Genomic DNA, 16,585 nt, shown 5'->3' on the forward strand with positions numbered 1-16,585 from the left:
GGCCGAACGCCTAGGAAGCCTTTCCCGGCGGCTCCTTCGCCCGGCTCTCCTCGCCCACCGTCAGCGGCCATTCCACCAGATAATCCTCGTAATCGTCCAGCTCGACATTATCCTCGCTGACGGTCCGTCCCCGCGCCGAAATTCCCGCAAGATGCACCGTCTCCGCATCGCCGGAAACCAGCGGATGCCACCAGTAAAGATCGTGCCCGTCGCGCACGAGCCGATAGCCGCAGGCCGGCGGCAGCCAGGCAAGCTCAGCGACCATCTCCGGCGTCAGTTGCAGACAGTCCGGTACCGTCGCCTGCCGGTTGGGATAGTCGCGACACCGACAGCTCTCGCCGTCGAGCAGCGTGCAGCCGATATTGGTCCAGGCGATTTCGCCGGTATCCCAGTCTTCCAGCTTGTTGAGGCAGCACAGCCCGCAGCCGTCGCAGAGGCTTTCCCACTCCACGGCCGTCATCTCGGCAAGCGATTTCGTTTTCCAGAAGGGCTCTGCCCCCATGATGGGTCATCTTCTCTTTTTTGGATTTTCCTCAGCAGTCTACAAAAGATTGCCGGTTTTTTAAGGCTGTTTACCGATACCGGCGTAGATTGGAAACCCGCGCCGTGCAAATATCAGGGCGTGGATGCCCGCAAGCGATCAGGACGTTCAGGACCGTGCAGGAAGAAACCCCGCAGGAAACCCCTCGCAAAAAACGCCATCTCCTGCTGCGCATCGATTCCTGGATCGATTCGACGGTGTGGAATGCCGGCTTCCGGCTTGCCGTCTGGTGGGAAGACATCACCATCTTCTTCCGCCGTTTTCGTGTGCGCGGCTGGAAGAAGGCCGTGTTCGAAGTCCTGGGGGAGTGCATGACCTGGGGCACCGTCGGCTCCGTCCTCATGCTCGCCCTTGCCCTCCCCGCCTTTGAAGACACCAAGGGCAACTGGCGGGCGCAAAGCGATTTTGCCGTCACCTTCCTCGATCGCTACGGCAACGAGATCGGCCACCGCGGCATCATCCACGAAGATTCCGTCCCCATCGACGAACTGCCGGATACGCTGATCAAGGCCGTGCTTGCCACCGAAGACCGCCGCTTCTTCGATCATTACGGCATCGATTTTCTCGGCCTCGCCCGCGCCATGACCATCAACGCCCAGGCCGGCGGCGTCGTGCAGGGCGGCTCGACGCTCACCCAGCAGCTCGCCAAGAACCTGTTTCTGTCGAACGAGCGCACCATCGAGCGCAAGATCAAGGAAGCCTTCCTCGCGGTGTGGCTGGAATGCAACCTGTCGAAAAAGGAAATCCTGCGCCTCTATCTCGACCGCGCCTATATGGGCGGCGGCACGTTTGGCGCGGCGGCGGCGTCGCAATTCTATTTCGGCAAGAATATCACCGATATCAACCTTGCCGAAAGCGCCATGCTCGCCGGCCTGTTCAAGGCGCCGGCCCGCTATGCCCCGCACGTAAACCTGCCCGCCGCCCGCGCCCGCGCCAACGAAGTCCTGACCAATCTCGTCCAGGGCGGCCTGATGACTGAGGGCCAGGTCATCGCCGCCCGGCTCAATCCCGCCTCGGTCGTCGACCGCGCTCAGGTCCGCGCGCCGGATTTCTTCCTCGACTGGGCCTTCGACGAGGTCCAGCGCATCGCCGCCCCCTTCGCCCAGCATTCGCTGATCGTGCGCACCACCATCGACATGGGCCTGCAGCAGGCGGCGGAAGAATCGGTGGAATCGAGCCTTCGGCAATATGGCGAAAGCTATAAGGTCAAGCAGGGCGCGATCGTCATGATCGAAAACGGCGGCGCCGTGCGTGCCATGGTCGGCGGCCGGGATTACGGCGAAAGCCAGTTCAACCGCGCCACAAAGGCGCTGCGCCAGCCGGGCTCGTCCTTCAAGGTCTACACCTATTCGGCGGCGATGGAAAAAGGCTTCAAGCCGGATTCCGTCATCAGCGACGCCCCGATCACCTGGCGCGGCTGGTCGCCGCAAAACTACGGCCGCAGCTATTCCGGCCGCGTCACCCTGCTGACCGCAATCGCCAAGTCGATCAACACCGTTCCGGTCCGCCTCGCCAAGGATGAACTCGGCACCGAGATCATCGCCGCGACCGCGAAGAAGATGGGCGTCGAAACCCCCATCCGCACCGACAAGACCATGCCGCTCGGCACATCCGAAGTCACGGTTCTCGATCAGGCGACGGCCTACGCCGTCTTCCCCGCCGGTGGCATGCAGTCGCGCCGCCACGGCATCAGCCAGATCCTGAACTACGACGGCGATATCCTCTACGATTTCGGCCGCGACGCCCCACCGGCCAAGCGCGTGCTCACCGAGCAGGCCAACGCCTCGATGAACTACATGCTGACCCAGATCCCGATCATCGGCACCGCCCGCAAGGCCGCGCTCGATAACGGCATCGTCGTCGGCGGCAAGACCGGCACGACGCAAGCCTACCGCGATGCCTGGTTCGTCGGCTTCACCGGCGATTACACGACCGCCGTCTGGTTCGGCAACGACGACTACACCTCGACCAACAACATGACCGGCGGCTCCCTGCCCGCCATGACCTTCAAGCGCCTGATGGACTACGCCGAGCAGGGCATCGAACACCGCGCCATTCCCGGCATCGAAAATCCCCTGCTCGGCCAGAAGGCCAAGCCGTCGGCGGAAACCGCCAAGCCCGACGACAACGCCCTTCCCCCGCTGATCCGTCCCCGTTCGCTCTCGGCCGAGGTGACACGCCTCCTGAAATCGCTCGGCGAAAAATTTGACAAGGCCCCGCCGCTGAAACTGCCCGCACCGGGCGGCAAGGTCGCCGACGCCGCCACGGAGGCGAATAATGCGGCGAATTGATTTGATGGCGACACCACAACAGTTCCTTTGGAGCACGGAGCAAAGGCAATCCCCGCAGGTTCCCGCTTCTCCCCTCGGGGAGAAGGGAGAGCAAGCAGCACACTCCCGACCCTTCTCCCCCCTTGAGGAGGAGAGGTCCCGAAGGGACAAAGGGGGGTACAGCCTCTCCGCAACCTCCCGGTCCCCGAAGCCCCCCGTTTCCATCCCGTCTCCCGCCCCCGCGGGCCTCGTCATCTATCCCCGGTAAAGCCCTTGTTCCGCGTCCCCCTTCTCGTCGCTCTCGCGCTATCGATCACTTTCGGCGTCGGCATCCTGTCGGCCGTGTCGGCGCTGAAGGCGACCGTCGGCTTCGGCTCGATTTCGCTCGGCCCCTGGGTCGCCTTCCCGAACGCCCAGACCGCCGATACCGACCCCTACGCCAAGGCCCACCGCGCCCGCACCGGCAAGCTGCTCTATGGCGGCGCCGAAGGCCTGCAATTCACCGCAGCAAAGGACGATAGCGGGGCAACCCTGACCACCGCCTGCTCCTACGATATATCCGGCACGACCCCGCCTGCCCGTTTCTGGACGCTCTATTCGGCCAACACCGGCGATGTGCCGCTGCGCGCCACCAGCGATCTGCCGGGCGCGCTCAACGCCTGGACGGTGCTGCGCAAACCCGACACCTCCTTCGTCATCCACGTATCGCCCAGCGCTCGCCCGGACAACTGGCTCGCCGTCCCCCGCGCCGGCGCCTTCAAGCTGGTGCTGACGCTGCTCGACACGCCGGCCGCCGGCTCCTCCGGCGTCATCGATCTCGCCATGCCGAAAATCGTCAAGACGGAGTGCGGCAATGGTTAAGGTGCTGTTTTCCGTCGTCGCCGGCCTCGTCGGCGCCGCCCTGCTGCACATCGTCATCATCCTCGCCCTGCCGCAATTCACCGGCAAGGATGCCTATAGCCGCGTACTCGGCCTGTTCGAGATGGACAGTTTCTATGCGCTGACCAACGAGCCCGGCCAGACCGGCCTTTCCAACGAAGACCCGTTCCTGCGCGTCGCCGTCTGCGCCTTCTCGGTCAACAACGGCCCGGCGCGCTTCGTCGCCCGCGGCCGCGTGCCCTTCTGGTCGCTCGTCGTCTACGACGAGAATTCCAACGAGGTGTTCTCGATGAACGACCAGACCGCCGTCAACGGCAATCTCGATCTCATCATGGCAACGCCGATCCAGCTGGTGGAACTGCGTAAGACGCCATCCGAGGCGCTGGCCCAATCGATCATGGTAGAGATGTCGGGAGAAGACGGCTATGCCGTCTTGCGCGCACTGGCGCCGACGACGAGCTATGAGGAAATCGCCCGCAATTTCCTGAGCGAATCGAGCTGCGAGCCCCTGTCGCGTTGAAAACAGCGTGCCGGCGCTGCCCAGTGGCAGGCAGCGTTCGAGCCATTTGAAGTGTCAGTGCTTCTTGCCGGATTTGACGGGAGCGGGCGCAATAGAGTCGCCCTTGTCCAGCCGCTCGTAGCGGATGCCGGTAAAGAGCAGGATCACGGCCTCGTGGCCGGCCGTTGCATCCATAGCCATCTTGCGATCCGGGCGCGACACGCGCTCTTCGATGCGGATGATGTCTGCCATTCTCATCTCCATAGGGAATTGAGACGGATGAACTACCGTACAAATTTCACCCTGCCCGTTCCACGGGCCGGCGCACGATCCCTTTACGGGGTCATCTGCGCCTTTCTCGATGCGCTCCTTTTCCCGGACCATTCCGGATCGGTTCCTGTTCTCAAGGCCGAAGCCTTACGCGAACATATTAAAATGCTGTTTCAAGCCTCACCACGATTGAGACATACGATAGTTAACAGCACTTTAACGGCCACAACCCCAGGATTGGCGATAGCCGACCGGCGCTTTTCCGGTCTTGGCTCGATTCCTGATTTGTCTGATGGCGTTCCGACTGACACCACCATGCCCTATTTCACCAGCAACCGCGGTTCCGAACGAAACAGGGCGTAAAATCGTCAGCGCCGCGCCAGAAGCCCGAGCACAAACGAAAATCCGGCAACAGCCAGAAGCGTCGTCACCGGCTCTTCCCGCACGCGCGCGCGGGCGCTCTCCACCATCACGTCCAGCTCCGAACGTGCGACTGCCTTGGCGCTGCTGCCTATGGCAGACATCGATTCGGTCAGCCGGGCGATTTCCGCCCGCAACTCGGCGATCTGGCCGTCGAGTTCGGTGCGCGCCGCCGTCGCTTCGACATCCGCCTCGATTTTTGCTTCGTCCGAAACGGCTGCGAATTTCTCTTCGACCATGATGAAAGCTCCTCGTTTTAATGCGCCGGCTCCAAAGCCGCTACTCAGCGACAGGAACGAACGAACGGGTCATTGGTTCCCTCGACCGCTCCGTCTTCGGAACGAAGCACCCGCAACGACGTTATCAAAGCATCGATCGCGCGCAAAGCCTTCCATTCTTTGGGCCGATCTCAAAAAAAACACAAAAACAAGAACTTCGTAACAACGTGTCGGTGAAAGGAAACGGAAGCCGATGAGGGATGACTGGAACCACCCCTTGCATGAAGAGACCCGGAGACATCACGTGAAGAAAATCCTCTTTGGAGCCATGGCCCTGGTGACGGTCCTGAGCCCCGCATTGGCCGAAGCCGCCGAAGGCTATGCCACGGCCAACGTCAATATGCGTTCAGGCCCAAGCACCGCCTATCCCGCCGTAACCGTCATCCCCTATGGTGCGCCCGTCGAAATCCACGGCTGCCTTGCCGATGTTCCATGGTGCGACGTGTCGTTCTACAACGGCCGCGGCTGGGTTGCCGCCCGTTACGTACAGACCGAGTACCGCCAGAACCGCGTCTATCTCGAACCGCGCTACTACCGTCCGCTCGGCATCCCGACCGTGACCTTCTCGGTCGGCAATTACTGGGACCGCTACTACCGTAACCGCGATTTCTACCGCGAGCGCGACCGCTGGGACCGCGGCCCCAGCCAATACGACCGTAACCGCCCAACCTGGAGCCGCGACCGCGATCGCAACCAGCCGGATTGGAACCGCGACCGTAATCGTGATCGCGACCAACCCGACTGGAACCGCGACAACAATCGCGACCGGAACAACGACCGGGTCGACCGTGACCGCAATCGCGACAGAGACAATGTTGATCGGGATCGTAACAGGGATCGCGACCAGACGCGCAATCGGGATCAAGAGGCCGAACGGCGGCGTTTTCTCGAACAGTTTCGTGATGGCGAGACCAATGACCGTCGTCGGCGTTGCACTCCCGGCGTCGAGAATTGCCCATAAGCGCCTCGCAGAGTTGTCATAGAAAATCATTTGGAGCCCATCCGGTTCAACTGGACCGAATGGGCTCCAAGCTTTCATTCCCTGCTTCATCCGATCTGCGACTCGTCACCAACGACCTACGGCGGGCAAAACCTGTCGAGTTCCCGCATCACCACATTGGTCACGATATCCTCGTCGTAACCCTTTGCCCTGTCCCTCAGTTCGTCGTCGGCAGCATCATCCTCGAAATAGTGATCGATGCACTTGGCCGTATCGTATTTCTCGGCCTTGATATGCGCTTCGACGGCCGCAGACAGCGCTCCCCATAAAAAGATGTCGGTATCGTCGCTATCGCGCGGATAACGCGCTTTCATCGTGCCGAATGTCAGCATGTAGAAATCCAGAAGAAGCAGGTTGCGCCTCGCATCGCAGTGTTCATACACGAAAGCCGCTGCCGCCGCGCTGAGATTGCTACCGGGATATTGCTTGGCAAATGCATCCATTTCGTCCGACAGGGCGTCCCGCGTGCCCGCCGCATTGTCCATCGCATAGCCCTCGGCGCAGTTGCCATCCAGCCCCTGCGCCTTGAGGCGATCGTTCAAGGTCCAGAGCATATCCAGAAAGCCGGTCATGAAGATCTGGCGTTCATGCGGTCCGAATCCGGCGAACATCGCACCCGGCATGCCGCTATACGCATCGTGAAACGGCGGCTTGGCGATCTTCTCCCACTTGGCCGCAAGCGTCGGATTGGGTGGCGTTCCATCGCCGGCCCGGATTGCAGCGGCAAGCTGGCCCGCTGCCTCCCTGTTTCCGGCCTCGGCCGCCTTCACCAGCCAGAAAAGCCGCTCCTGCCGGTCCGCACCGAAAACGTCGCCCTTCGCAAACAGATCTGCAAGCAGGTTCATGGCCTCGATATTGCCTGACGCAGCCGAAGCCCGCAGGAAGAAGCCAGCCCGCCCGGCATCCTGCTCCACGCCGCTTCCGGACAGGAATTTCTTTCCAAGCGCGAGCATCGCGCTGTTGTCGCCCAGGTTTACAGCCTTCAGATACCAGTCCTTCGCGGCTGCCTGATCGCTCGCAACACCCCGGCCATCGTCGAGAAGCCGCGCGAGACCGATCATGGCGCCGGCAATCCCCGCCTCGGCCGCCTTCCGGTAGTCCTCAACCGCCAAGGCCGGGTTTACCGGCGCGCCGCCGGTCCCGTATTCGGCCGTCAGCCCCTGCATGTAAATGTCGAAGGGGCTGCGGTGCTGCGCATCGTTGGGGTCCTCGGCCTTGTGGGATTCGGGCAGCCCTCCCTTTTCCGCCGGAATGGCATTGTAGGGAACCGCGAGCAGGCCGTAGAGCACCTTCCTCGGCGCGGCAGCCACGATATTCATCGCCGCCATAAGGTGAGCCTCGTCGGCGACCTTCAGAAGGTTGTTTCCACCGAACGCATTCCGCGGCGTCCCGGCCGGCAGAAGCGGCAGGAAAGCCCCGTCGTCCGCGGTTCTGATCTCGATCCGGTTCCCGCTGCGCTGCACCAGCGCGTAGACGTTGTTGGACGGCTCCGAAAGGCGAAGAATGTCGAATTCGGGATGATCCTTCAGCGGGAAAAGCGTCGCCGTCCTCTCGGCGCGACCGGGGTCGCGATAGAATTTGCCATCCCGCAGGAAGATGGCCTCGTCCATCTTTCCATCGTCCCTGAACTTGACGAGGCCGTTTTCGTCAAGCGTCACGAAGTCGTATTGCAGCGGGTACGGCGCGACGGTCTCCGCATCCTGAAGCAGGGGTGCCTCGGAAACGGCGCATCCCGACAGCAGAAGAAGCCCCAGGGCCAGCAGCCCACCGATCCTCGCTTGCATCCTCTCGTCCCCGCAAGTCGAAATCCCGGTACGATATCACCGCAGCCCGAAGGCCGGAATTACGCCGTTCGGTGGCTACCACCGATGGAGGCTGCAGCATTTCCCGCCGTCCCGCCCCGGCACATCCGCCGCAACGGTAAACCGGATGTTAACCATGACCCCGTAGTCTTCCCTCCTGCGGCAACTCCTCGGACATCGATCCTGCGGTCGCGGGTACGGCACCCTCCGTGCCGATGATCTCCCTGGGTTCTCGCACCCGGCTTCCCGGCCGGCCTTGTGGCGTTGCGTAAGAGTAGGTGCATTCGTGTCGGAGCGTTTTCGCGAGTTGGAAAGCCTGGGGGCCAGCCGGCGCAAGGACGTCGTCCTGCTTGCCACCGTCACCAGCTTCGACAGCCTGCGCCACCCCCGCAAATCCGATCTCCACCAGTTCGCGGAACTCTTCCATCCGCTGTTCGAAACCTCCAGCGACGAGGCCCGCCGCCAGGCGGCCGCCGTCCTCTCCCGCTCGCCGCATGTGCCCGCCTCCGTCGCCCTGCAGATCGGCAGCGCCCCGATCGCCATCGCCGCGATCTTCCTCACCCGCGCCCCTGCAATCGACGACGCCACCCTGCTCGAGATCATCAAGACCGGCAGCCCCGCCCACGCCACCGCCATTGCGCGCCGTGAAAACCTCTCGGTGCGGCTGGTTGATGCGCTGGTCGACCGCCGCCAGACCGCCGCCTCGCCTGTCCTGCCGTCCGTCGCCTCGGTCAAGGCCGCCCTCTCCGCGCCCACCGATGAAACGAGGCTCGCCCGCGAGGAAAAGCTGCGCGACGAACTGAAGACGCTCGCCCGCCAGCAGCCGCATCGTGCCGAGCAGCCGCTCGCCATCCCGCCGCTCGACAGCCTTCACGAAACGCTGCTTTGCCGCTTTGCCCGCCTCGGCGAGATCAATCTTTTCACGGGTGCGCTGGCCGATGCCCTCTCCTGCCGGCCGGAACTTGCCGAGCGCATGGTGCTCGACGTCTCGGGCCAGCAGCTCGCCACGACCCTCGTCGCGCTCGCCATGCCGCAGGATGACCTGCGTTTCGTGCTCGGCACCTTCTATCCCGATCTTGGCGAACGCCTCGGCGGCAAGACCCGCGGCGACGCGTTGATCTCGGCGCTGACGCCGGAACTCGCCCGCGAGCGCCTGCTCGGCTGGCTGGAAGCCGACCGCGAGGACTTTCACCAGCACCAGCCCTATCTCGCCGCCGACCGCGCCGCCGATCCCCGCTCCACACACCCGGTCAAGGTCGCCGCGCGCAGTGTCTCCACGGATAGAAAGACCCTGCGGCGCTAACCCTGTAACGGTGCGATGTCGAAGAGATCGCCGATCTCCTCCACCTCGATTTCCACCACCCAACAGTCGGGATCGAACCGCACCTCGCGCGCGATCAGCGCATCGATCTCCTCCGGCCCGTCGCTTGTCAGCCGCCGCTCGAACAACCGCCCGGCCGTCTCTCCCTCATCGAAAAAGCTTTGCGGCGCCGGCGCATAGAGCGTTTCGACGCCCAGCCGGCTGCGCTGGCGAATGAAGATCGCGCCCGCATCCGCCGCCCCCTTGCGCAGCACGGCGGCATAGTCGCCGGCATTGAAGACACGGCGAACGAGGGCGGAAACGACCATATCGGATTTGAGACGCATCCCCGCTGATACACGCAAGCGTGGGCGGGTGCAAAACGGAAATCGGCCACGCCTAAAGCGCGCCGATATCCTTCATCTTGCGCAGCACGGTTTCGCTCGGCTCGCCGGTCGGCGGCAGGCGGTAGTGTTTCTCGAAGTGGCGGATCGCCTCACGCGTCTGATCGCCCGCCACGCCGTCCACCGTCACCTCGGCATAGGCGAGATTGACGAGCCCGCGCTGGATATTCATCACCAGCTCGCTGGCAGCGGGAATATCCGCCTTCGGAATATATTGCGGATCGACGGACGCCTGGCGGATCGCCGCGGCAACCGGATCAAGCTCACCCTTGCCGGCCGCCACCTTTTCGTAGGGGCGCACGGCCGGCTTCGCCGCCGCCGTCTTCCGCGCGGCGCGCAGTTTCGACAGCAGCTTTTCCGTCGGCTGTCCCGTCACCGGCTGCCCGGCCTTGCGTTCGAAAGCGGCGATAGCCGCCTCGGTCATCGGCCCCATCTTGCCGTCGGCCGCACCCGTATAGAGGCCGCGGCCGATCAATTCCTTCTGGACATCAGCGACAAGTGCCGGGTCCGTGTCGTCGGCAGCGGTGCTTGCGATAAGGTCGGCGACGTCGTCACCGGCCGGCTGCGGCGCAACCGCCTGCTCCTTGTGTGCCGGCTGCACGGATGCTGTCTCCACCGGCTGTTCCGTCGTTGCGGTCTTCTCCGGGCTCGGCTCCTCCACCTCACCCTCGCGCTTGATCACGAAGGTCGTCACCGTCTTCGGATCGAGCGTCGTGGCATTGCCGCCGACACTGGCCGGGTTCGGGAAGCTATAGGGGACGCGCGTGCGCAGGAACGGCGACGGATGCGCCCCCGGCTGATACCACAGCGCATTGGCCGCGACGAACGAGAACACCACGATGAAGGACGCGGAACCGCCGACGATGCCGGGATTGCGCGCCGCCGCCCGCCCCGCCGCCGCCAGGCCGCGGCCGGCAAGGCCGAGCCCACGCATCGGTATAGAAGGCGGCGCGGCCTTCCGCTTTTTCTCAGGCTGTTTTCGCTTGCGCGGCGCCATGCTGCGGACCCTCGCTTTTTCTTGGCGCAAGCGCGGTGTCAGATTCGGTGCGTTCCTTCAGCCGCGGCGGGAATTCCACCATGGTCGACGGTGCCCGCGTCATGGTCGGATCGCCGGTGACGATGCCGGAGCCGTCGAGCGGGATGCTGACGCTGATCGCGGTCCCCTCGCCCGGACGGCTGGCGATCTCGAAGCGACCGCCATGCAGCGCCACGAGGCCCTTGACCAGCGACAGGCCGAGGCCGGTGCCCTCGTATTTGCGGGTATAGTCGTTCTGCACCTGCACGAAAGGCTGGCCGATGGAGGCAAGCTTGTTCTCGGCAATGCCGATGCCGGTATCGCTGACGGTCAGCTTCAGCATGCCGCCGGCCGTTTCGGCATCGATGGTCACGAGGCCGCCGGCATCGGTGAACTTGATGCCGTTGCCGACGAGGTTGATCAGGATCTGGTGGATCGCCCTCTCGTCGGCATTGACCTCGCCGACGCCGGCAACGATGCGGCTCGTCAGCTGCACGCCCTTTTCGCGCGCCTGCAGCGCCAGCATGTTCTCGCAGGTCCGGACCGCATCGGCGACCATGAACGGTTCCGGCATCAGTTCGTAGCGCCCGGCCTCGATTTTGCTCATGTCGAGCATGGTATTGACGACAGACAGCAGATGCGCGCCGGACTGGTTGATCAGCTTCACATATTCCCGCTGGCGATCGTTTTCGAGCTTGCCGAAATATTCGCCGGACAGGATATCGGAAAAACCGAGGATGGCATTGAGCGGCGTGCGCAGCTCGTGGCTGACGGCCGCGAGGAAACGCGATTTCGCATCATTGGCCGAGACAGCCTCGGACGCCTTGTGCGCCGCCTCTTCCCGCAGCCGCGCTTCGGCCGAGATATCGAAGGACTGCACGAGGATCGACAAAAGCGCGCGGTCCGCACCCTCGATCGCCGTCATCTCGCAGCGCATATGCACGAACTGGTCGCCCTCGACCGAAAGGCTCGGCCGTTCGAAGCGGATTTCCACCGTCGCCTGCCGCTCGCCCTGGCGCAGGCCGTCGATGGCGCTCAAAAACAGGATGCGGTCCGACACATGGATCTGGTCGAGAAAGCCCCGCCCGCACGGATCGCGCATCCAGGCGAGATAGGCGGCCGCATCGCGGCCACAGACGGCGGTCACCGTGCCGCGCTGGTCATGCACGGTCACCAGGCCGGCAAAGCAATTGTAATGCTCGAAGGGATCGGCAGCGACGGAAAAGGTCTCGACGTCCTCGCGCCCCGAGAGCTTGCTGCGGAGATAGCCGACCGCACCAACGCCACTCAGCAGCGCTGCGGAAGCAACGAGCCCGGCGCCGACCGGCAGCGCCAGCGAAACCGGCAGCACGGCCGAAAGGGCGAGCGGAACGGCGGGAAAGGCAACGAGGGTCATGGCGGCGATGGTGCGGATGACGGCAATCTCCCGCTGCCCGGCCGTTTCGCCGGCCCGCGGCGATAGCCAGAGGCACGCGGCGTCGTCCACGCGGGACGCCATCCTGCCGGCAATGTTACGCAATACGCTCACTTTCGACCCTGTATTCGTTTTCTTCAGAACCCGTCATGGGCGCCATTATGACTGTGATCGGGACGTGTGCGGGCCTCTTGGGAAAGGCCGTCAGGACACCGCCGCCGACCCTCCGAATGTCGCATCGGCGGCTTAATGAAAGAATAAATCCAAGCCCACCAAAGCCGCCCAAACGGCGCGAAAGTGCCATTCCGGAACAAAACCGGAGGGCTTCGTCTTTTGTGGTTAATGGGGCGTAAGCATCGGATTTTAGTTGTCTTTCTTTCGAACGTTAACACTTGCGGCAGCCCGCTGGAGGGGAAAATCCCGGCCCCATCGGCACTTGCGCCCGCCGCCCCGCCACGATGCTTAACGCCGTTCCATAAAATGCGATGAAAATGCCGTTCAAATGCCGATCTTTCGAATTTTAAGAAAAGACGGTGCAAATGCGACCGGTTTTCGCAAAGCCGCGTTTCGAACCGCACCGTAATGTGAGATCACGAGGCAAGCGGACCGACAAGCCCGGCAAAGACCGGACACCGCCCGTTGCCACTCACAGAGGATGGGCAAGACGATGTGGTTTCTGATCAAGGGAGCGTTCTGGTTCTCGCTGGTGCTGGTGCTTCTGCCGTTTCTCGATCCCACGGGCTCGAAGACGCTGGAAAACGGCCCCAAGGTCGATGTCGGCGATACGGTTTCGGCCGCGACCGAGGCGTTCAGCTATATATCCGCCATCTGCGTGCAGAAGCCGGATGTCTGCGAAAAAGGCACCGAAACCTTCGTGGCACTCGGCCACCGAGCCCGTGAAGGCGCCCGCATCGCCTACCAGTTCCTCGATACCCAGTTTGCCGAGCCGGGCGATGCCGTCATGACCGGCACGATCACAGACCCGGCCACCGCACCGGCCGCTGCCTTGCAGCCCGCCGCTGTCGAACAGGCGGCTGAAGCCACGCCGGCCCAATACGTCACCATCGACCCGGAAGCCGACGCGCTGCCCGTCAAGCGCATCCCCGTCCCGGAAAAGCGCATCGCCCCCAAGGGCTAACCCTTTTTAGACTGCCTGAACTGCCGCTCTTCGGCCGCCGTGAGGAACGCCCATCCCTCACGGCTTTTTCTTTTCTTCCGAGGTCCGATCGCCTATATGAGCGACATGGATCAGATGAACACCACCGCGCTTACGCCGCTTTCCGAAATCATCGACAACTGCGCGTTCCTCGACGACTGGCAGGACCGGATGAGCTATGTCATCGAGCTTGGCCGCAAGCTGCCGGTCATGCCCGAGGCCGACCGCACCCCCGACAACAAGGTGCAGGGCTGCGCCAGTCAAGTCTGGCTCGTGACCCACACGGATGGCGGCGCCGATCCGGTGATGACCTTTGACGGCGAATCGGACGCCCATATCGTCCGCGGCCTCGTCGCCATCGTGCTCTCGATCTTCTCCGGCAAACGTGCTTCCGAGATCGCCGGCATCGATGCGCTCGATCTTTTCGACCAGATGGGACTGATCGAATATCTCACGGCCCAGCGCGCCAACGGCCTGCGCTCCATGGTCAAGCGCATCAAGGACGAGGCGGCGCGGAAGCTGGGGTGACCTCAGTCGTCCCCTCGCCCCGCTTGCGGGGAGAGGGTTAGGGTGAGGGGCACATTTACATCCCTGGGGATGCCGCGACTTTTGCCCCTCATCCGGCCTGTCGGCCACCTTCTCCCCGCAAGCGGGGAGAAGGGATATGCCGCACCATCCAACCTACACGGCCCCTACCGCGTCACCGCCGCATCGCGCAGTTCCGGCCGAAACCCTTCCGCCCCCCAGCGATGCGCCGGCCTGCCCCTTGCCGGCGGCTGGTAGTGCCGGGAAAGCGCCATCAGCGCTGCCCTGAGCATCAGCTTGGCAGACCGCACCGGCCATTGCCGCTCGCGCTCCACCGTCTCCAGTCCTTTTTCGAAGCAGCAGACATCGAGCGCCACGCCGCAAAGCTCCGGCCCGATCGCCTCCATCGCCCGCGCCACCCGCTCACGCGCGGCAAGGGCCGTATCGGAAAGATCAGCCGCGGCATTGCGCGCGGCCCCCTTTGGAGTGGCCGAAAGCCGGGGTTCATAAACCATGGTCAGCTTCGGCTGCAGCCCGGCGCGGGTGAAATCCGCATGCAGCCGCTCGCCGGCCGCAAGCGCCTCCGGCGGCAGGAAGGCGGAACCGGATTTCTCCTTCAGCCGCGCCATGGCCCCGAGCGGCGATTCCGTGCGGTTGACGCGGTAGCGTATCCCCGTCGCCGCATCGGCCGTCTCGGCAATGTCGCGATGCTGGTCCTGAAACCCGGTCTCGCGCGACAGCAGCGCCCGGCGCAGAAAGGCCGGCGCCTGCGGACTGGCAAAAACCGCCCCGCCCTTTTCCGCCAGCAAACCATCGGCCAGCGCAACGGCGAAGGCCGCCCGTGAAAACCGCTGCCCGCTCACCTTTCCCGCGCCAAGCCGCACCATATCCCCATCGAAAACGACGGCCACGGATGCAGCCCTTCCCTGGCCGGCGACAAAACGAACCAGCCGCAAAACTTCGCCTGTCTGTTCCCTGGCCCGATCGGCCGCCGGATCATGCATGCTCGCCGCCCCCCGCCGCGCCGAAGACGGAAGTCACCACCCGCTCGATGGCGGCGACGAACTCGTCATAGGCCTTGTCGTCGCGCCGGTCCTCGACGACGTTGCAGGCATGGCCGACCGTGGTGCGATCACGTCCGAAGGCGGTGCCGATGTCGGTCAGCGACAGCTGCAGCACCACATGGCAGATATACATGGCGATCTGGCGGACATGGCAGGCGGCACGGCGGCGGTCGCGGCGCTGCGGCACCCGCTCGGAAACCAGCGCCAGCATCTCCGCCGTCAGCTGCCGCACGATCCGGCAGCGCATCTGCACCGAGACCGGCACACCCGCGACCGCCTGGGCCGCCGTCACCGGCTCAACTTCCGCAAGCGGCGACAACGATTTGGTCTCGAGCGGCGACGGTGAAAACAGCGGCGATCGACCGTCGGCCGGGGGATGGGGGGATTCCGGAGAGATAAGGCGCATGACAGAACTCCTCTTAACATAGGAATTATTTCATACACCTTAGGGCGGAAACGGGGATGAGAGAAGCGGGAAAGCTGCAATCATCTTTTGTTTTCGTTGAATTTTCACCTTAGAGATTGAATCAAAATAGGTATTTTTTCCTCACCCCTGAAGAATAGAGACGCGCTGCCGGCAGCGGGCAGCCGTGTGTTCGGTGAGGCACGGGAATGAAAGGGGAAATTCGGCGTTTGCGGGGCCTTATGCCCTGTCGGGCATCTCCCCCTCAAGCGGGAGATTGGCTGGGGTCAGCCTCTCGTTCCCGATCGCCCCCTTTGAGGGCAGGGCTATCCCATACGGAAGAGCGACTGGGTTTTCCCTTCTCCCCCGCGGGGAGAAGGTGGCCTGAAGGGCCGGATGAGGGGGCCGCTGGCTCTGAGTTTGCGGAGATACCCCCTCATCCGCCCTTCGGGCACCTTCTCCCCGCGGGGGAGAAGGGGAGCCGCCGCAGCCGTCAAACCATATGCGATAGCCCTACCCTCAAGGGGGGAGATGTCAGCATCGCTGACAGAGGGGGTAAAAGCGGCGAAACGCCGAGTTCGCCGCCCTCATTCTTGCATCCGCAATACGCGGGTCTATGCCTTACTTGGCGCCGCGCTTGCGGCGCTGGCCGAGGCCCATTTCCTTGGCAAGGCGCGAACGCGCCTCGGCATAGGCCGGAGCAACCATCGGGTAATCGACCGGCAGTTCCCACTTTTCGCGGTATTCTTCCGGCGACAGGCTGTGATGGGTCATCAGGTGACGCTTCAGCGACTTGAAATTGCCGCCGCATTCGAGACACGTGATCTGGTCGTCCTGGACCGACTTGCGGACGGACACGGCCGGCTTCGGCTTTTCGACGGCAACGGCCACCGGGGCCGGCGTGCCGGTATTGTTGAGCGCGGCGTGAACGTCGCCGATCAGCGTCGACAGTTCGGCCACGGGAACGACGTGATTGCTGACATAGGCCGCAACGATTTCTGCCGTGAGTTCGACCAGCAGGTCGTGCGTAATGCCAGCCTGGATATCCGTCATGTTTTTCTTCTCCTATCGGAATCAATGCCGGCCGCGAAGCTTGGGACGCGGCTGCAACTTTTTCTTGTTCGAAAGCGCCATCGGTCGGCAAACCGCCATGCCGCCCAGGCGAAAACGCGCGATCGCACGCCGCACCGGCAGCACAGGAACATCATTCCGGCGAGTGCCGCATCCCGCCAAGATGCCGGCCACAACGGCATCTCAAAGCAAATACGGCAATTCAACCCTTAATGGAATTTCAGTTTCAAGTAATATGACCAAGGACACTTTGCCATTACTCGATTAACATTGA

General features: G+C 63.4%; 19 protein-coding genes. 9 read left to right on the forward strand and 10 right to left on the reverse strand.

What is annotated here, in order from left to right:
- Window positions 1-10: 10 nt before the first annotated feature.
- Window positions 11-502 carry a YcgN family cysteine cluster protein gene (locus ASC86_RS01560; RefSeq protein WP_056315184.1) on the reverse strand — a complete coding sequence of 164 codons (492 nt, stop codon included), beginning with the start codon at window positions 500-502 and terminating at the stop codon, window positions 11-13.
- A gap of 155 nt (window positions 503-657) precedes the next feature.
- Here ASC86_RS01560 and ASC86_RS01565 point away from each other — a divergent pair, with 155 nt between their 5' ends.
- The 3 genes from ASC86_RS01565 to ASC86_RS01575 all read left to right on the forward strand — a co-directional run bounded on the left by ASC86_RS01565 (window position 658) and on the right by ASC86_RS01575 (window position 4,210).
- Window positions 658-2,832, forward strand: coding sequence for a transglycosylase domain-containing protein (locus tag ASC86_RS01565; RefSeq protein ID WP_156386860.1), 2,175 nt, complete (start codon window positions 658-660; stop codon window positions 2,830-2,832).
- 252 nt (window positions 2,833-3,084) lie between these two features.
- Window positions 3,085-3,672 carry a DUF1214 domain-containing protein gene (locus ASC86_RS01570; protein ID WP_056315186.1) on the forward strand — a complete coding sequence of 196 codons (588 nt, stop codon included), beginning with the start codon at window positions 3,085-3,087 and terminating at the stop codon, window positions 3,670-3,672.
- Window positions 3,665-4,210: a hypothetical protein gene (locus tag ASC86_RS01575; RefSeq protein ID WP_056315188.1), complete on the forward strand. Its 546-nt coding sequence runs from the start codon at window positions 3,665-3,667 to the stop codon at window positions 4,208-4,210. The genes ASC86_RS01570 and ASC86_RS01575 overlap by 8 nt, the downstream gene beginning before the upstream one ends.
- A 54-nt stretch (window positions 4,211-4,264) precedes the next feature.
- Here the strand turns inward: ASC86_RS01575 and ASC86_RS26175 are convergent, their stop codons facing one another.
- The gene (locus tag ASC86_RS26175; protein ID WP_200943762.1) at window positions 4,265-4,441 is read right to left on the reverse strand and encodes a hypothetical protein; all 177 of its coding nucleotides are present in this window, start codon (window positions 4,439-4,441) and stop codon (window positions 4,265-4,267) included.
- A gap of 27 nt (window positions 4,442-4,468) precedes the next feature.
- Here ASC86_RS26175 and ASC86_RS25495 point away from each other — a divergent pair, with 27 nt between their 5' ends.
- Window positions 4,469-4,822, forward strand: a complete 354-nt coding sequence (locus tag ASC86_RS25495) for a hypothetical protein (protein WP_156386861.1) — start codon at window positions 4,469-4,471, stop codon at window positions 4,820-4,822.
- A 5-nt stretch (window positions 4,823-4,827) separates the two neighbouring features.
- Here the strand turns inward: ASC86_RS25495 and ASC86_RS01585 are convergent, their stop codons facing one another.
- Complete coding sequence (locus ASC86_RS01585) at window positions 4,828-5,118, reverse strand: hypothetical protein (protein WP_056315190.1); 291 nt, start codon at window positions 5,116-5,118, stop codon at window positions 4,828-4,830.
- A gap of 307 nt (window positions 5,119-5,425) precedes the next feature.
- Between ASC86_RS01585 and ASC86_RS01590 the strand changes: the two genes are divergently transcribed.
- Entirely contained in the window at window positions 5,426-6,118 is a 693-nt protein-coding gene (locus tag ASC86_RS01590) for an SH3 domain-containing protein (RefSeq protein WP_244477537.1), read from the forward strand.
- Between the two features lie 116 nt (window positions 6,119-6,234).
- On the opposite strand, the gene ASC86_RS01595 is transcribed toward ASC86_RS01590, so the two are convergent.
- Window positions 6,235-7,941 carry a tetratricopeptide repeat protein gene (locus ASC86_RS01595; RefSeq protein WP_056315194.1) on the reverse strand — a complete coding sequence of 569 codons (1,707 nt, stop codon included), beginning with the start codon at window positions 7,939-7,941 and terminating at the stop codon, window positions 6,235-6,237.
- Between the two features lie 304 nt (window positions 7,942-8,245).
- Here ASC86_RS01595 and ASC86_RS01600 point away from each other — a divergent pair, with 304 nt between their 5' ends.
- The gene (locus tag ASC86_RS01600) at window positions 8,246-9,262 is read left to right on the forward strand and encodes a DUF2336 domain-containing protein (protein WP_244477500.1); all 1,017 of its coding nucleotides are present in this window, start codon (window positions 8,246-8,248) and stop codon (window positions 9,260-9,262) included.
- On the opposite strand, the gene ASC86_RS01605 is transcribed toward ASC86_RS01600, so the two are convergent.
- From ASC86_RS01605 to ASC86_RS01615, 3 genes are read right to left on the reverse strand one after another with little or no spacing between them, the layout of a single operon-like run.
- Window positions 9,259-9,606, reverse strand: coding sequence for a DUF1491 family protein (locus ASC86_RS01605; protein WP_056315199.1), 348 nt, complete (start codon window positions 9,604-9,606; stop codon window positions 9,259-9,261). The genes ASC86_RS01600 and ASC86_RS01605 overlap by 4 nt on opposite strands.
- A gap of 52 nt (window positions 9,607-9,658) precedes the next feature.
- Window positions 9,659-10,660, reverse strand: a complete 1,002-nt coding sequence (locus ASC86_RS01610; RefSeq protein ID WP_056315201.1) for a peptidoglycan-binding domain-containing protein — start codon at window positions 10,658-10,660, stop codon at window positions 9,659-9,661.
- A complete protein-coding gene (locus ASC86_RS01615; protein ID WP_082509832.1) occupies window positions 10,632-12,176 on the reverse strand; it encodes a HAMP domain-containing sensor histidine kinase in 1,545 nt (514 codons plus the stop codon). Before ASC86_RS01615 ends, ASC86_RS01610 begins: the two co-directional genes overlap by 29 nt.
- A 583-nt stretch (window positions 12,177-12,759) precedes the next feature.
- Between ASC86_RS01615 and ASC86_RS01620 the strand changes: the two genes are divergently transcribed.
- A complete protein-coding gene (locus ASC86_RS01620) occupies window positions 12,760-13,230 on the forward strand; it encodes a DUF5330 domain-containing protein (protein ID WP_056318101.1) in 471 nt (156 codons plus the stop codon).
- Between the two features lie 96 nt (window positions 13,231-13,326).
- The gene (locus tag ASC86_RS01625; RefSeq protein ID WP_156386863.1) at window positions 13,327-13,776 is read left to right on the forward strand and encodes a SufE family protein; all 450 of its coding nucleotides are present in this window, start codon (window positions 13,327-13,329) and stop codon (window positions 13,774-13,776) included.
- 164 nt (window positions 13,777-13,940) lie between these two features.
- On the opposite strand, the gene ASC86_RS01630 is transcribed toward ASC86_RS01625, so the two are convergent.
- The 3 genes from ASC86_RS01630 to ASC86_RS01640 form a co-directional block, all read right to left on the reverse strand.
- Entirely contained in the window at window positions 13,941-14,684 is a 744-nt protein-coding gene (locus ASC86_RS01630; RefSeq protein ID WP_244477501.1) for a DUF6456 domain-containing protein, read from the reverse strand.
- Window positions 14,685-14,769: 85 nt separating this feature from the next.
- Window positions 14,770-15,243, reverse strand: a complete 474-nt coding sequence (locus tag ASC86_RS01635; RefSeq protein ID WP_244477502.1) for a helix-turn-helix domain-containing protein — start codon at window positions 15,241-15,243, stop codon at window positions 14,770-14,772.
- Window positions 15,244-15,861: 618 nt separating this feature from the next.
- Window positions 15,862-16,293: a MucR family transcriptional regulator gene (locus tag ASC86_RS01640; RefSeq protein WP_056315206.1), complete on the reverse strand. Its 432-nt coding sequence runs from the start codon at window positions 16,291-16,293 to the stop codon at window positions 15,862-15,864.
- On the opposite strand from ASC86_RS01640, the gene ASC86_RS25500 reads away from it, so the two are divergent.
- Window positions 16,292-16,579: a hypothetical protein gene (locus ASC86_RS25500; protein ID WP_156386864.1), complete on the forward strand. Its 288-nt coding sequence runs from the start codon at window positions 16,292-16,294 to the stop codon at window positions 16,577-16,579. The two genes, ASC86_RS01640 and ASC86_RS25500, sit on opposite strands and share 2 nt — an antisense overlap.
- The last annotated feature ends 6 nt before the right edge of the window (window positions 16,580-16,585 follow it).

This window comes from Rhizobium sp. Root1212 (assembly GCF_001424985.1).
Lineage (GTDB): Bacteria > Pseudomonadota > Alphaproteobacteria > Rhizobiales > Rhizobiaceae > Pararhizobium.

Coding starts and splice junctions, on each gene's coding strand:
- ASC86_RS01595 (WP_056315194.1), bottom strand. CDS start 7,941: ATGCAAGCGAGGATCGGTGGGCTGCTGGCCCTGGGGCTTCTTCTGCTG.
- ASC86_RS01640 (WP_056315206.1), bottom strand. CDS start 16,293: ATGACGGATATCCAGGCTGGCATTACGCACGACCTGCTGGTCGAACTC.
- ASC86_RS01590 (WP_244477537.1), top strand. CDS start 5,426: ATGGCCCTGGTGACGGTCCTGAGCCCCGCATTGGCCGAAGCCGCCGAA.
- ASC86_RS25495 (WP_156386861.1), top strand. CDS start 4,469: ATGAACTACCGTACAAATTTCACCCTGCCCGTTCCACGGGCCGGCGCA.
- ASC86_RS01610 (WP_056315201.1), bottom strand. CDS start 10,660: ATGGCGCCGCGCAAGCGAAAACAGCCTGAGAAAAAGCGGAAGGCCGCG.
- ASC86_RS01560 (WP_056315184.1), bottom strand. CDS start 502: ATGGGGGCAGAGCCCTTCTGGAAAACGAAATCGCTTGCCGAGATGACG.
- ASC86_RS26175 (WP_200943762.1), bottom strand. CDS start 4,441: ATGGCAGACATCATCCGCATCGAAGAGCGCGTGTCGCGCCCGGATCGC.
- ASC86_RS25500 (WP_156386864.1), top strand. CDS start 16,292: ATGTTTTTCTTCTCCTATCGGAATCAATGCCGGCCGCGAAGCTTGGGA.
- ASC86_RS01615 (WP_082509832.1), bottom strand. CDS start 12,176: ATGGCGTCCCGCGTGGACGACGCCGCGTGCCTCTGGCTATCGCCGCGG.
- ASC86_RS01635 (WP_244477502.1), bottom strand. CDS start 15,243: ATGCGCCTTATCTCTCCGGAATCCCCCCATCCCCCGGCCGACGGTCGA.
- ASC86_RS01620 (WP_056318101.1), top strand. CDS start 12,760: ATGTGGTTTCTGATCAAGGGAGCGTTCTGGTTCTCGCTGGTGCTGGTG.
- ASC86_RS01585 (WP_056315190.1), bottom strand. CDS start 5,118: ATGGTCGAAGAGAAATTCGCAGCCGTTTCGGACGAAGCAAAAATCGAG.
- ASC86_RS01575 (WP_056315188.1), top strand. CDS start 3,665: ATGGTTAAGGTGCTGTTTTCCGTCGTCGCCGGCCTCGTCGGCGCCGCC.
- ASC86_RS01605 (WP_056315199.1), bottom strand. CDS start 9,606: ATGCGTCTCAAATCCGATATGGTCGTTTCCGCCCTCGTTCGCCGTGTC.
- ASC86_RS01625 (WP_156386863.1), top strand. CDS start 13,327: ATGAGCGACATGGATCAGATGAACACCACCGCGCTTACGCCGCTTTCC.